12 protein-coding genes are annotated in these 12,816 nt (G+C 69.2%); 3 read left to right on the top strand and 9 right to left on the bottom strand.

Annotation, left to right across the window (positions count from 1 at the left end; genetic code table 11):
• Positions 1 to 269: 269 nt before the first annotated feature.
• The gene (locus tag ACFWPH_RS13325; RefSeq protein WP_378750539.1) at positions 270 to 1,169 is read left to right on the top strand and encodes a cutinase family protein; all 900 of its coding nucleotides are present in this window, start codon (positions 270 to 272) and stop codon (positions 1,167 to 1,169) included.
• On the opposite strand, the gene ACFWPH_RS13320 is transcribed toward ACFWPH_RS13325, so the two are convergent.
• From ACFWPH_RS13320 to lysX, 3 genes are all read right to left on the bottom strand, one after another.
• Complete coding sequence (locus ACFWPH_RS13320) at positions 1,170 to 1,784, bottom strand: histidine phosphatase family protein (protein ID WP_378750537.1); 615 nt, start codon at positions 1,782 to 1,784, stop codon at positions 1,170 to 1,172.
• A 244-nt stretch (positions 1,785 to 2,028) separates the two neighbouring features.
• Positions 2,029 to 2,523, bottom strand: coding sequence for a hypothetical protein (locus tag ACFWPH_RS13315; protein WP_378750535.1), 495 nt, complete (start codon positions 2,521 to 2,523; stop codon positions 2,029 to 2,031).
• Between the two features lie 117 nt (positions 2,524 to 2,640).
• On the bottom strand, positions 2,641 to 5,958 hold the full coding sequence (gene lysX / locus ACFWPH_RS13310) for a bifunctional lysylphosphatidylglycerol synthetase/lysine--tRNA ligase LysX (RefSeq protein WP_378750533.1): 3,318 nt from the start codon (positions 5,956 to 5,958) through the stop codon (positions 2,641 to 2,643).
• Positions 5,959 to 6,205: 247 nt separating this feature from the next.
• On the opposite strand from lysX, the gene ACFWPH_RS13305 reads away from it, so the two are divergent.
• Positions 6,206 to 6,427, top strand: coding sequence for an RNA-binding S4 domain-containing protein (locus ACFWPH_RS13305; protein WP_280415222.1), 222 nt, complete (start codon positions 6,206 to 6,208; stop codon positions 6,425 to 6,427).
• A gap of 12 nt (positions 6,428 to 6,439) precedes the next feature.
• Here ACFWPH_RS13305 and rraA read toward each other — a convergent pair whose 3' ends face one another.
• From rraA to ACFWPH_RS13275, 6 genes are all read right to left on the bottom strand, one after another.
• Entirely contained in the window at positions 6,440 to 6,928 is a 489-nt protein-coding gene (rraA, locus tag ACFWPH_RS13300) for a ribonuclease E activity regulator RraA (protein ID WP_280415223.1), read from the bottom strand.
• Between the two features lie 46 nt (positions 6,929 to 6,974).
• On the bottom strand, positions 6,975 to 7,901 hold the full coding sequence (locus tag ACFWPH_RS13295; RefSeq protein ID WP_378750530.1) for a CopD family protein: 927 nt from the start codon (positions 7,899 to 7,901) through the stop codon (positions 6,975 to 6,977).
• Complete coding sequence (locus ACFWPH_RS13290) at positions 7,898 to 8,440, bottom strand: copper resistance protein CopC (protein WP_378750528.1); 543 nt, start codon at positions 8,438 to 8,440, stop codon at positions 7,898 to 7,900. Before ACFWPH_RS13290 ends, ACFWPH_RS13295 begins: the two co-directional genes overlap by 4 nt.
• On the bottom strand, positions 8,437 to 9,093 hold the full coding sequence (locus ACFWPH_RS13285; protein WP_378750526.1) for a YcnI family protein: 657 nt from the start codon (positions 9,091 to 9,093) through the stop codon (positions 8,437 to 8,439). The genes ACFWPH_RS13290 and ACFWPH_RS13285 overlap by 4 nt, the downstream gene beginning before the upstream one ends.
• Positions 9,054 to 9,713, bottom strand: coding sequence for a hypothetical protein (locus ACFWPH_RS13280; protein WP_378750524.1), 660 nt, complete (start codon positions 9,711 to 9,713; stop codon positions 9,054 to 9,056). Before ACFWPH_RS13280 ends, ACFWPH_RS13285 begins: the two co-directional genes overlap by 40 nt.
• A gap of 322 nt (positions 9,714 to 10,035) precedes the next feature.
• On the bottom strand, positions 10,036 to 10,674 hold the full coding sequence (locus ACFWPH_RS13275) for a DUF6474 family protein (RefSeq protein WP_378750522.1): 639 nt from the start codon (positions 10,672 to 10,674) through the stop codon (positions 10,036 to 10,038).
• A gap of 442 nt (positions 10,675 to 11,116) precedes the next feature.
• On the opposite strand from ACFWPH_RS13275, the gene ACFWPH_RS13270 reads away from it, so the two are divergent.
• Positions 11,117 to 12,814 (top strand): TM0106 family RecB-like putative nuclease, encoded by a 1,698-nt coding sequence (locus ACFWPH_RS13270; RefSeq protein ID WP_378750747.1) that lies wholly within the window; start codon positions 11,117 to 11,119, stop codon positions 12,812 to 12,814.
• The last annotated feature ends 2 nt before the right edge of the window (positions 12,815 to 12,816 follow it).

Genomic DNA, 12,816 nt, shown 5'->3' with positions numbered 1-12,816 from the left:
AACCCTCGACGGCGCGGTACCTCCTGATCGGAGGTGCCGCGCCGTTGTCTTGTCCGGGTCGCGTTTGTGATCTCGGCTGGCGGTCGGTGCGGTGTGGCTCTATTGTTATCTCCGGTGTGATCCGGCGCCTGATCGTGATCCGATCGTGTACTTGTGACGCGTAGTTGTTGCTCACCTGATATGCATCGGCTGCCGTCGGCCGGTTCGTCCACCTTGCGACGGCGGAATCGGGAGCGCCCCATGATCGGGGCCAGGGTGACTGGAGCAGTATGCAGTTGAAGAGGGTTGCCGCAGCGCTGGGCGCGTGCGCGGCTGTCGCGTCGGGTCTGGTTGCCGCGGGAGCGACGGCAACGGCCGCGCCCGGCTGCCCCAGCCTCTACGTGGTGGCGATTCCGGGGACCTGGGAGACCGGGCACGAAAAATCCCCCGGACCGGGCATGCTGGCCGATGTGACCGACGGGCTACCGAGCTCCGCGAAGGTCGATTACGTCAGCTATGCGGCCACCGCGTTTCCCTGGGAGGGCGATGTCTACGGCCGGTCGAAGAACGAGGCCGTAGACAATGCGCGCGGTTTGATCGCCGATATGACTGCACGATGCGGGAACACCGATGTTGCCCTGGTCGGCTACAGCCAAGGTGCGCACGCCGCAGGTGATCTCGCGGCCGAGATCGGTACCGGGCTCGGCCCGATCCGGCCGGAACGGATTTCCGGCGTCGGGCTGATCTCCGATCCGCGCCGGGCCGCCGCCGATATCCAGGTCGGCCCGCATGCGCCCGGCGCCGGTGCTGCCGGGCCACGGGTCGGGGGCTTCGGCTGGCTCAGCGATCGCACCCGCACCGTCTGCATTCCCGACGATCTCTATTGCGCGACGGCGCAGGACGATTTCGTCACCCGCTTCGCCGGCTTCCTGGCGCAGAGCTCCGACGCCAACCCGGCCAACCTCTGGCGCTACCAGCTCGAGGCCGCGGCGATCGTCAACGATCTGATGAAATACGGCGGCGTGCCCACCCTGCAGGCACAGCTTTCCGAAGGTGCCAACGAGCAGCGGTTCAAAGAACTCGAAACGTTCTACCGTTCCGAATCGCATCACGCCTACGGCAGCTACCGCGTGGGCGGCGGCCAGACCGCGCTGACCTGGATGCACAACTGGATCGCGGGTATGGCCTGATCAGCCGTTCGAGATATTGCGGGGGAGCAACTCCCAGACGTGGCCGTTCTCGTTCACCGTCGCCGCGCTGCGGCGACCGGTGCGCGAGAACAGGACCCGGGTGATCGAGCAGTAGTCGATGGGGAAGGTCAGCGGCCGGGCCAGACCCAGGATGTCCTGGAGGGTCACGTTGATGACCCCGCCGTGGGCGAAGATCACCACGGTATCGGTCGCGGCCGTGGTGGAAGCGATATCGGTGATCGCATCGCGCACCCGGTGCCGGAAGGCCTCGGCATCGATCTGCAGCGGCAGATGGCCTTCCTTGATCCGGTTGTAGGTATCGCGGAATTCCGTTTTCGCGTCCTCGATCGGGATATAGGACGGTAGTTCGCGGTCGTATTCGGCCAGACCGTCCACGATTTCCATGTCGAGACCGAGTTTCGCGGCCGTCGGTGCCGCCGTCTCCCGGGCCCGCCGCTGCGGGCTGCTGACCACCCGGACGATCCGGTGGTGATCGAGCGCGGCCGGAACCCGTTCGGCCTGCTCCACACCGATCGGAGCCAAACCCGGATCGGCCGCTTCTCCGGCGTTGTCGACCCGGAGGGGCTGGGCATGGCGAACAAGTATCAACTGCACGGGTCCACTCTGCCGTATCGCCGCTGCGGCCGACCAACCGAACCGGGTGGTCGGAGCTGCCGAGACGGCTACCGGCCCGCCGGACCGTCGTGCGAGCCGGAGGGCACGGCACTCCCGGCATGCCGTCGCCGCGGTGGCTGCGCTGCCGCCGACCCGCGCCTGAACGCGCCTGGTCCCCGACGAAGAACGGGAACGGCCCGGTCCGCCATAGGGCGGACCGGGCCGTCGCGGGAAGTATCCGGGGTCAGTGACCGGCAGGTGGGTACTGCTGCGGGCCGTTTTGAGGCGGATTCGGGTTATTGGGGTCCGACGGATATCCGCCCTGCTGCGGGTAGCCACCTTGCTGCGGGTAGCCGCCCTGTTGGGGGTAGCCGCCTTGCTGGGGATAACCGCCCTGCTGTGGGTAACCCCCTTGCGGGTAGCCGCCCTGTTGCGGATAACCACCCTGCTGGGGATAACCGCCGCCTTGCGACGGGTATCCGCCGTGCGGAGGCTGCCCCGGGAACTGGCCGCCCGGCGAACCGCCTGAGTTCTTCTTCCGCATCATCACGACGACCGCGACCACGATCGCCACGATGACCAGCAGGCAGATCAGTCCGAAGATCAAACCGCCCCCGCCGCCTTTGCTCTTGCCCCGCCGCCGTGCCTCCAGGTCGACCGTGGAGGCCAGCACATCGGTATCGGCCCAGGCGGAATAGTCCACCTGGCTCGCATGGGAGAGCAGATCCAGATAACTCAAAGTCAACCCCGTTCGAGAATGTTGTCCGGCTCCTCCTCCTGGTGCCGGGTGGCTACACGGTACTTCCCCGTTGCGCGGCCGGGAAACCACTTGTTCCCGGATCTGGCCGGAGAACCGTCAGCGTTGCCGGACCAACGGGAATGTCTGGGTTTCCCGCATCGTCCGCCCGGTGAGCAGCATGAGTACCCGCTCGACGCCCAGGCTGAGGCCGCCGGTCGGCGGCATACCGTGTTCCAGGGCGCACAATAGTTCCTCGTCCAGCCCCGTGATCGCCGGACCGCCGTCGGCGGAACGCGCCTGCGCGGTGAAACGCCGGCGCAGTTCCACCGGATCGGTCAGTTCGCTACGCCCGGTACCCAATTCGATCCCACCGGCCACGAGATCCCACCGTTCGGCAACACCGGCCCGGCGCCGATGCGGCCGCGCGAGTGGTGCGACGGTACTGGGCAGGTCGGTGTAGAAGGTGGGCTCCTGGGTGGTTTCGGCCACCAGCCGCTGGTAGAGCGCGTAGACCGTGCGGCCGTGGTCCCAGCCCGGACGGCAGCTGATATCGGCTTTCTCGCACAGGTCGCGCAGCTCCGGAAGGGCGGTATCGGGTGTGATCTCGGCGCCGGTTTCCTGCCCCAGCGCCTCGTAGAGCGACCGCACCCGCCACTCACCGGAAAGGTCCAGGGCTTCGAGGGAACCGTCGGGCCGCGGCCGCATGGCGACCATCGAATCGTTGGCGGCCAGCGCGGCCTGCTGCACCAGCTGCCGGCACAGCGTCATCATCCGCTGATGGTCGCTGTGGGCCTCGTAGGCTTCCAGGAGCGTGAATTCGGGCAGATGCCGGGCACTCGCGCGCGCATTACGGAAACTGGGCCCGAGTTCGAACAACTTCTCCACACCCCCGACACACAAGCGTTTCAACGCCGGTTCCGGGCCGAGGCGCAGATGCAGATCGGTGTTGTCGGCGTCGATATGGGTGCGCATACTGCGAGCGGTTCCCGTACCGGGGCCGGGCTGCAGCACCGGTGAACCGACCTCCAGGAAACCCCCGTCGTGCAAGGCGTCACGGAGTGCGCGCAGTACCGCACTGCGGCGGGCCAGCAGTTCACGCGCCTCACGATCGATCATGAGATCCAGGTAGCCGCGCCGCATCCGCGCCTCGGAGTCGGTGAGGCCGTGCCATTTATCGGGCAGGGGGTGCAGGCATTTGGCCAGCATCCGCCAATCGGCCACCAGCAGCGACAGTTCGCCGCGCCGGCTGTAGCCGAGCTGTCCGCTCACCGAGATCAGATCACCCAGATCGAAGAGTTCGCCGAATTCGGCGCAGCGCGCCGCGCCGAGTCGTTCCCGGTCGAGCAGGAGCTGGATATCGCTGGTCCAGTCGCGGATCACCGCGAACTGCACACCGCCACAGTCGCGCAGCCGGAGCAGCCGGCCGGAGATCCGCACGGTGGTGCCGCGCGGAACCCGCCGGGCCGCGGCCACGGTATGGGTCGGCGGGAAGGGCGGGGGATACGGGTCGATATGTATGCCCGCCAGCCGGTCCAGTTTGCCGGTGCGCACCCGGACCTGCTCGGGCCGCAGATCGTGCGCGGGCGCCGGATCGGCCTCCGCCGTGGTGGCGGCCACGGGCGGTGCCACCGCGGTGCGCTCGGGAACGGCGCGATGACGTCCGGTGTGGGTGAATACCCCGGCGGTACCGGCCGGCCGGGGTAGCAGCCCCTCGGCGAAGGCAGCGGCGACGGCGATACGCGGCAGGTCTCGTGGATCGGCGGACATGACGTACCGGGTCGACCAGCGCGGTTGATAACGCATGGCCGACCGGTACAGCTGGTCCAGCTGCCACCAGTGCGAAAACGACAGCGGCAGGCCCCGTATGCCGTCGCGCACTGCGACCGCTGCCGCCCGGATACCGCGGGTGGGCCCCGGCCGGCCCCGGCGGCCGACCGCTTCGAAGACCGACCGGGACACGGTGAAATTCAACGAAACATGTTCGATGCCGTGCTGTTCGGCCCGGAGCGCGAATTCCGCGATGAGCAGATCGGTGATGCCCTCGGCGGCGCCCGGTTCACGGCGCAGCAGTTCCAAGGTTGCGCCGGTCCGGCCCCACGGGACCAGGGAAAGCATGCCGAGCACGCGGTCTTCGGCGTCGACCGCTTCGACGAGTAGACAATCACCGTCGCGCCGGTCGCCGAACCGGCCCAGCGGTAGTGGGTAGGCACGTTCGGTCTCGGTGCGCCGCCACTGTTCGGCCGTAACCGCCAGGCGCGCGAATTCCGCGGTGCCGAGATCGCGGTGGCGCCGGATCCGCACCGTCATACCCTGTTTGCGCAGCCGGGTGAGAGTGTCGCGGACGGGTCGCAGTTCCGGGGTGGTCAGCGCGAAGGTCCGGGTATCCAGCAGCGCTTCCGTACCCGCGGCCACGGCGTCGAGTCCGGCCCGGCGATACACCGGCATCCCGGCGTCCCCGGCCCCGATCACCGCGACAGGCCAGCCGAACTGCCGCGCGTAACGCTGCCAGGCCTCCACCGCCTGCGGCCAGCAGTCGCGGGCCCCGAGAGGATCGCCCAGGGCCAGGCAGACACCGGATTCCACGCGGTAGCCGATGGCCGCGCGGCCGTTCGGGCTGAAGACGATCTCGCGGTCGCGGCGGGTCGCCAGGTAATCGGTCGAGCCCGTGGGATCCGGGCTGTTCAGCAGTTCGCGCAGCGCTACCTCGTCGGCTTCGGTGAGTGCGTGTTCGGCGCGCTGTGTCCGCACCAGCACCATGACGGTGGCCGCGAAAACCAGTGCGCCGAACAGGCCGACCAGAAATGCCGCGGGAAACGCTGCGGCACCGGCGAGTTGCGCGGGGCGAACGATCAGGCCGGCGGTGAGCTGGGAGAAGACGAACAGGGCACGCGGCGCCCCCGCGGCCAGTGATCCGGGAAACAGCTGTACCACACACGCACCGGTCACAGCGGCCGCCACCGAACCGGCGCCGAACGTGGTCGCCGCGGGGCGCGGTGAACAAGGCCGGATCCGGGCCGTGAACTGTGTGCGCGCGGCGATAAGCAGCGCGAATACGCCGATATGTACGAGCAGGCCCAGCACGGCGTTCGGGTTCTGCTCGCGCACGATATCGAGCAGATTCACCGGTAGCCAGCTCACCTGGTAGAGCAGCGCAGTCCACCAGGCGACCCGTTTGCGCCGGGAGAGCCCGACGGCGAGCAGACCGGCCGCGGCCGCCCACAGCAGATTGGTGGCGGGTGCGTACAGGTAGTACTGGTCGAGAAGGTCACGCGGGATCCGCAGTGCAGCCGACAACCCCGGCACCACACTCCACACCAGGCAGGCCATCGCGAAAACACCCGATACGAGAGCCAGGACGCGCGGTATCGCCGCGAGTCGTCCGGGTGTTCCGTGCCGGCCGGGTACTTCGGGGTCTGGCGGTTCCTGCGTGGACATCACTGTTCCAGTCTGCCGCCCGCCCGCACCGAATCCTTGCTGTGTACCGGCGTGTTAGTGGCAGATCACCCGAGATCCGCACGTATTGCCCTGTGCGGGGGCGCGGTTGACCGAAATGGGTAACCGGGTTCCGGGCGTGGCGCAGGATACCGGTGAAATGCCGGGTATGCCGGTTTGTTCCGGGTTGCCGGCCGGATTCGGCGGGGCGGTCGGAAGGCGCGCTGACCGGGGGAGTAAGCATGAGACCATGCCGGATCCAATCGATGTGCCCATCGACGATGACACCATACGGCTCGGGCAATTCCTGAAACTGGCCAATCTGATCGAATCGGGGTCGGAAGCCAAGACAGTGATCGCCGCCGGGTTGGTACGGGTCAACGACGAGGTCGAACTGCGCCGTGGGCGTCAGCTCCAGGTGGGCGATGTGGTGGCCATCGCCGGCCATCAGGCCAGGGTGGGCGCAGGATAACCCGGCCCCGGGTCAGTCCTCGGCGCGGACCACGACGCCGTCGTGATCGCTGTAGAGCATTTCACCGGGGCGGAAGGTGACCCCACCGAATTCCACCGGGATATCCTTCTCGCCCGAACCGGTCTGTGTGCTCTTGCGTGGGTTCGTGCCCAGCGCCTTCAGGCCGATATCGAGTGTGCGCAGAATCGCCGAGTCCCGTACGGCGCCGTTGACCACGACCCCGGCCCAGCCGTTGTCGACCCCGCGGCCGGCGATGATATCGCCCACCAGTGCGGTGTGCACGCTCGCGCCACCGTCGACCACCAGTACCCCGCCGTTACCGGGCTCGCTCAGCGTCTGTTTGACCAGCAGGTTGTCCTGGAAGCAGCGAATCGTGGTGATTCGCCCGGCGAACACCGGCCGGCCGCCGAACTGGATGAACTGGGTATCGCAACTACGGATATCGGGGCCGATTTCGTCGGCGAGATCCGCGGTGGCCACCTGCTGCTCTGATTCAGTCACATTTCTGATTGTGCCGTTCGGATCATGGCAGTCCGCATCGGCCCCGCTATCCGGCAACGGCCAGCGAAGCCGCGAGCCCGAACACCGCCGCCATCACGGCGACCTCCAGTACCGCGCGCCGCAACGACGCCTCGGCGCTCATCCGATGCGCTGCCGCCGCCGCAACCCAGCTCCGCCGCCACCACCAGCCGAGCGCCAGCAGCACGATCAGCAGGACGGATTTGGCCACCATGATCCGGCCGTAACCGGTCGTGAAGAACGGGGTGAGCCCGCCCATCCGCACCACACCGTTGATCACTCCGGTGACGGCTACGGCCGCCACCATCGGTACGGCGACCGCGGAGTAACGGGGCAGGGTCTCGGCCCAATCGCGGCGCCCGCGCACCACCAGCGCCAGCGCCAACAGCAGGCCCAGCCATATCGCCGCGGCCAGCGCGTGCACCCCGGCCAGAACCGAACCGAACACCTGCTGCGACATATGCCCGGTGATGGGGCGCAGAGTCACGGTGACCGCGGCGAACACCAGCACCAGATCGGCGGTGTGCCCGCCCGGCCGGCGGAAGGCGAGCGTGCTGTAGCCCGCGATAACCGCCGTACCGGCCAGGATGGCCAAGCCGATCTGACCGCCGCTGATCCGCACCAGATAGGTACCGAAATCCGCCGGGGTCAGCGCGGTCACGCCCGAGCCGACCACATCGCCCGCGGCGAATACCAGCACCGCGAATTCGAGGCAGCACCAGAGCCCGGCCAGAACCGCAAGCATGCGCCACGGGACGTCGAGCCGGTCGTTCAGCCGCGGCAGGGCGGCCAGGCCGAGCACGGCGGCCCCGGCGAGATCCGCACACAACCGCACCGTCGCGGCCGCCGGGATATCGCCGAGCGCCCAGGCCACCAGTACCCCGAGCAGGCCCGCCGGAACAGCGAGTCCGAACGCGACCCGGCGGTCGAGCCCGCCCGGGAGACCACTTCTCACCGCTCGTTCTTACCCTTGCCCAGGTTCGAACCGAACAGTGCGAAGGCGAGACCGGCCCCGAACAGGACCACCGCACCGGCGATATAGACCCACACCGGGACTCCACCCCCGGATTCGTCCCCGGAACTCTGTGCGTCCGCCGCCGGACCGGGAGTGCCCTGGCCTGCGGTGGTCAGCGTGAAGGTCCGTTCGCCGTCGACGACATGGCCGTCCGCCGAGGTGACCCGGAAGGCGACCCGGTACACCCCGGCCGGACCGAGTTCGCCGACCGCCACACTGAGATCGCGGCCCTCGACGACCGGATCGCTCTTCGACCACAGGTTCCCGTCCGGTCCCACCACGGTCATGGCCGGGAAGTTCGGTTGCAGGGGTTCGTTGAAGCTGACTGTCACCCGCGCCGGTCCGGTATCGACTGTGGCGCCGTCGGCCGGATCGCTGCCCACCACGGTGGAATGCGCGCCGGCCGTACCGGCGATCGGTCCGAGCAGCAGCCACAGCAGTGCGGTGACCAGGGCGATCAGGGGGGTCCGGCGGTTCATCGCCGCCCCCTGACCACTGCGCCGATACCGGCGCCGAGGGCCAGCGCGGCGAGCGCCAGACCCAGGCCGCCGAGCCAGCGGGCGGTGGTATCGGTGCCCTCGCCCGGTTCGGCCGCGGCTTGCTCGCCGTGTTCGTTGGCTGCCTGGTCGCCGTTCTCCGCGCCGAGAGTCAGGACGGGTGCCGGATATTCCGCCGAATCGTGGTCGCCGGTGTCGTCCCAGCGCACCACGGTGCCGTCGCTGTAGGACTGTTCGGTAGGGAAGCTGATCGAATCGGTGTCGGGCAGCGGGCCCAGCGACAACACGAAACGCTGGAACTCACCCGGCCGGATACCGGGGCCGCCGGGGTTTGCGGTCCAGGTGACGGCCACTACCCGGTCTTCGTCGTCGCGTTCGATTTTCGCGGTCCAGCCGGGGACCGGTTCGGTGCGTGCCGTCGCGATCTCCGGCACGGTGACCCGCAGCGCGGTGGTGGCGGCGGTATCGGATTCGGTGGGCACGCTGAATGTCGCGACGGTGGACCGGCCGGGGGTCGCGTTCGGGGCCTCTACGCTGACATGCGCGGCGGCCGTGCCGGCACCGGCCAGCAGGAAACCCGCGGCGACGGCGGCGGTCAGACCGCGGCGCAGGGGTGGGGAAAAGCCGTGGGACATGGGCGGAAAACTTTCTCTCCGAAGGATGTGGGAACGTCGGCGATCACGCGGCGCGGTGGCGCGCGTGGACCGGACGCCCCGTTCGGAGCGTGATTCCGCGGAGTCGCGACGATCGCCGCGATACAGACCCGAGGGGCCGGTGGAAAGCGGCGCACGGGTGTGAGCAGCACGTGCAAGACCGCCGACGCCGCCCGGTACAGCCGTTCGGCCACGGTGATCGCCAGGGTGCACAGCAGCACCGCGAACAGATGGGCGCCGAACATCGCCGCGGAGAGCGGGCCGCCGGTCGGTGATTCACCGACCGCGCTACCCGTACCGGTGTGGTGACCGGTGAGCCCGGTCAGTGCCCAGTGACCGATGAACTGGCCCGTTGCCAGCGGCAGGAAAATACTCAGACCGGGGACGGCGGCCCGATTCGCGAACCGGCCGCGCGCCCCCGAGACGACCGATCCGGAGACCCACCCGGTGACCAGTGTGGTCAGCAACAGCAGGGCGGTTCCGGCCGATGTGGGATACCCGCCACCCGCCGCGCCGTGGGCGGCCACGGCCAGCGCCCCGGTCGCCACGCCCACCACACAGCCCCGCAGTTGTGCGGGGCCGGTGTACGGGTTGCTGGGCATCGAGCACTTTCGGGAGGTCGCGGGTACGGCAGGTCGGCGTCCATCATCGTCGGCGGCCGGTTCGGCCGCGACGCCGCCCCCGCAGTGGCCCCGGCGTTCAGGCGGTGGTTTGCGAGTCGGCGACACCGGGTCCGTGGGCCCGGTCGGCGCTCCTGGAACAAAAGCCTGCGTCGGGACCGGCGGCGACCCGGCCCGACCGTGCAACGCCGAACGCTCGGCTCGACCGGCCCCGTAGCCGGCCCAGCGGAGCCCCGACACTCACCGAGCAACAACGCGGTCGGCGGTCCGGGCGAGACGCAGCCGAGGGCGATAGTGGCAGATTTCAGGCGACGCCGAGACGGGCCAGGACGTCTGCCTCGATCTTGGACAGTTCGGTGGCGATCGACGCGTGCACCGAACGCCGGCGCGCTGCGGGCATCTGATCGGCGGTACGGACGGCCGAATCGAGCGCTTCGAGCCGGTTGCGGGCACTGGTCAGGAACTGCTGGGTGTCCTTGCCCCCGTCGCCGTTCGCGATCTTGTCGAGTGCGGCTGCGGTATTGGTGATCCGGGCCTGGAGCCGGCCCCCGTGGCCGGCGTAGTCGCCGAGCTGGTTCACGCCCACCCCGAGCTGCTTCGCTTTGCGGGCGTCCAGCTGTCCGCGCACATAGGTGGCGCCGCGGTAGGCCAGCGGGGCGAGTACCGGAACCAGCACCCGCGCGACCCCGATGTACTTCTTGACCTGTCCCGGGCTGAACGGGTCACGCTCGGCGCGCGCGGCGGCCTTCTGGGCGGCCTTCTCCTCGGCCTGCAGCGTCGCGACCTGCGCTTTGGCGACCTTGCGCTGGGCGCGGGCCTCGGTGCGTTGCCGTTTGCGCTCGTTCTTGGCGCCGAGCTTGGCCTCCATCGCGGCCTTGTGTTTGAGGGCCTTTGCCTCGGCCCGCCGATTCGGCCGCCGCTTGCGCTTGGTGAACAACCCCATCGAAGGCCCTCCGTCATGCTGGTTCGCTGCGGCGATACGACACGGAAACCGCATCGTCCACCCGTGTCACACGGTTCGCCGACACCCTATCGGGTTCCCCGCCCAACCGGCGAGACACGCCACCCGGGTCACCGCACAGTGGTGTCGTTTCGGGCGTAGGCGAGGGGGCGAACGGGACTCGATTCGCCGGACTGTCGGGGGTAGAGACCATACTGCTTGCGTGCAACCGGGCAGTATCGACCGCGAAGACCCCGCCGGCGCAGGTGCTGAAACCGGCGCCGACGTGGGTGCCGAAAGCGACGCCGCCATAGGTGCCGCCGATGCCCGCGTGGGTGCCGGGAACGGCACCGCAACAGGTGCCGACGATGGCAGTGCGGCTGCCGGGTTCGGCGTCGACGCGGGTAGCGAAGGCCGCGGTCCGGTTGCCGGGTCGGGCACTGCCGTGGGGGGAGACGATGCCGGTGTGGCTGCCGGGCGCGGACGCACGGTCTTTCTCGATGCCCGCGGGCTGATCGGTTGCCGGCATCGGCTCGGGCTCGACGCCACCTATCCGGAACAGCTGGCGGAGGTCCGGGAGGATCCCGGGGTGCAGCAGCGGCGTGCGGCCGCGCAGGCCCATCGCGACCGGGTCCGTGACACCCTCGTCGCCGAGGACCCCGACAGCTGGGTGATCATCGATCCGGCGCAGCCCGCCCGGGTCCGCGCCGACGCCACGTTGCGGGCGTGCGCGGCGGGGGCGGCCCGGATCTGGGGTGGGCTGCTGCCGCAGGAACCCGATACCGGCCGCCGCGGCGGCGCCGAGATCCTGCTGCGCGACGTGGCCGGCGGCTATATCCCGGTGATCGTGGTCAACCACAAGGTCACCGATCCGCGCCGCCCCGAACCGGCCGAATTCCACCCGCTGACCTCGGATCTGCTGTATTGGCGCCCCGAACCCGACCGGGCCCGCAAACTCCGCCAGCAACCCCGCGATCAGCAACGCCTGGCCCACGTATACCGAATGTTGCAACGGCTCGGCCTGGCGACCGCGACCCCGGTCGGCGGCGTTATCGGCTTCCACTTCGACCGGATCCTGGTGCACGATCTGACCGCCGTGCTCACCGATTACGACAACCGCTACGCGGACCGGATCGCGGTGCTGCGCGGCGAGGTCGCCACCGTTCCCTCGAAGGTTCCCGAATGCCGCCAGTGCCCGTGGTGGACGCGCGGTGCCGCCGGCGGCTGCCAGACCTGGCTCAACGAGCACCGTGATGTGAGTGTGGTGGCGCCGGGGTCGCGGGCCGAGGTGCTGCGTGCACACGGTGTGCGGACCATCGACGAACTGGCCGCCTGGGCCGCACCCGAACCGGAGGACTGGCAGCACGGGCCGTTCGAAGAGGCGGTGGTCACCGCGCGGGCCTGGCTGGTGGACGCACCGCTGGTACGCCGGTCCGACCGGGTGTGGGTGCGCCGCGCCGATGTCGAGGTGGATGTGGATCTGGAGAGCTACCAGGAGGACGGCGCCTACCTCTGGGGCACGCTGCTCGACGGGAAGTACCGGCCGTTCGTCACCTGGGATCCGCTGCCGACCGAGGACGAGGGCCGGTCCTTCGCCGAATTCTGGACCTGGCTGATGGAGATCCGCGAACAGGCCATGGCCGCCGGTAAGACTTTTGCCGCCTACTGCTATTCGCGATCGGCCGAGGACAAATGGCTCTACGAGTCCGCGCGCCGGTTCGCCGGCCGTCCAGGGGTGCCCACCGCGGCGCAGGTGACACAGTTCGTCGATTCGGCGCAGTGGGTGGATATGTTCCAGGCCGTCACCGATCAGTTCATCTGCCCGAGCGGTAAAGGGCTGAAGAAGATCGCGCCCGTCGCCGGATTCGCCTGGCGCGATCCGGAGGCGGGGGGCGAGGCGTCGATGAGCTGGTATCGGCGGGCGGTCGGCTACGACGCGGTACCGGATCTCACCCAGCGCACCCGCCTGTTCGAATACAACGAAGACGATGTCCGCGCGACCGCTGTCCTGCGCGAATGGATGAATCCCCGGACCCCGACCGAGCATTGCGCCGACCGGGAGGTGCCCGCGCTCGCGGATTTCGCGCAGGCACCGACTGCTCCGACCGACCTGAGCCCGAGCCCGAGCCCGGCGCAGGCTTGATT

The sequence above is a fragment of the Nocardia sp. NPDC058499 genome (assembly GCF_042719915.1).
In the GTDB taxonomy this organism is placed as follows: domain Bacteria; phylum Actinomycetota; class Actinomycetes; order Mycobacteriales; family Mycobacteriaceae; genus Nocardia.
The sequence above is the reverse complement of the archived record's forward strand: the minus strand, read 5'-3'. Positions and strand labels throughout refer to the sequence as shown.

What these genes read in the sequence shown, in the direction of transcription:
- ACFWPH_RS13325 (WP_378750539.1), top strand. Translation starts at nt 270, where the DNA reads ATGCAGTTGAAGAGGGTTGCCGCAGCGCTGGGCGCGTGCGCGGCTGTC.
- lysX (WP_378750533.1), bottom strand. Translation starts at nt 5,958, where the DNA reads ATGTCCACGCAGGAACCGCCAGACCCCGAAGTACCCGGCCGGCACGGA.
- ACFWPH_RS13305 (WP_280415222.1), top strand. Translation starts at nt 6,206, where the DNA reads ATGCCGGATCCAATCGATGTGCCCATCGACGATGACACCATACGGCTC.
- ACFWPH_RS13290 (WP_378750528.1), bottom strand. Translation starts at nt 8,440, where the DNA reads ATGAACCGCCGGACCCCCCTGATCGCCCTGGTCACCGCACTGCTGTGG.
- ACFWPH_RS13285 (WP_378750526.1), bottom strand. Translation starts at nt 9,093, where the DNA reads ATGTCCCACGGCTTTTCCCCACCCCTGCGCCGCGGTCTGACCGCCGCC.
- ACFWPH_RS13280 (WP_378750524.1), bottom strand. Translation starts at nt 9,713, where the DNA reads ATGCCCAGCAACCCGTACACCGGCCCCGCACAACTGCGGGGCTGTGTG.
- ACFWPH_RS13275 (WP_378750522.1), bottom strand. Translation starts at nt 10,674, where the DNA reads ATGGGGTTGTTCACCAAGCGCAAGCGGCGGCCGAATCGGCGGGCCGAG.